General features: G+C 49.3%; 1 protein-coding gene. It reads right to left on the bottom strand.

Annotated elements, in window-relative coordinates:
* On the bottom strand, positions 1-572 hold a 572-nt coding region (locus BM739_RS19945; RefSeq protein ID WP_254843601.1), incomplete at its 3' end, for a cadherin-like domain-containing protein.
* Between the last annotated feature and the right edge of the window lie 118 nt (positions 573-690).

Below are 690 nucleotides of genomic sequence, written 5' to 3'. Positions count from 1 at the left end.
GCGACATTACCATCGACCACAGGGGTATCGTTCACTGCGATAGTTTCAATGCCAGCCGTTGTTGTGGCCGTTGCACCGTCATCATCGATAACCACCACGTCAAGGCTGATGTCACCGTTAAAGTTCTCGTTTGGTGAGAAGGTCACTGAGCCATCTTCATTGGTGATTAATACACCGTCGGTACCTGAGTAGCTCACACTATCAAGTGAAACCGTGCCGTCCACATCACTAGAGTTGGCCAGCAATTGCTCAGCGCTAATGGTGATTTGGCCATCTTCGTTGACTGTGTATGAGGTTGAGCCTGCCACCGGTGCATCGTTGACATCGGCAACTGCGATATCAATGTTTGCTGGGGTCACAACGGTGCCATCGCTAACACCAAATTCTAATTGCACATCGCCATTGAAGTTTTCATTTGGCGCAAAGCTATGGGTGCCATCACCATTGTCGGTCAGTACCCCGTCGGTGCCGGTGTAAGTGACTGAATCAATTGATAGGTCATCACCATCGATATCGGTAGCGCCAGCCAGTAGCTGCTCATCGGTAATGATGATAATGCCGTCTTCATTCATCTCGAATGCGACATCAGGTGCGACTGCGGCATCGTTGATTGGGTTAACGGTTAAATCAACACCTGTTGCTACTGTGGTAGTGCCATCAGAGAGACATCAAAGCTTAAGTCTAAATCGC

Source organism: Shewanella sp. UCD-KL21 (assembly GCF_001957135.1).
Lineage (GTDB): Bacteria > Pseudomonadota > Gammaproteobacteria > Enterobacterales > Shewanellaceae > Shewanella.
The sequence above is the reverse complement of the archived record's forward strand: the minus strand, read 5'-3'. Positions and strand labels throughout refer to the sequence as shown.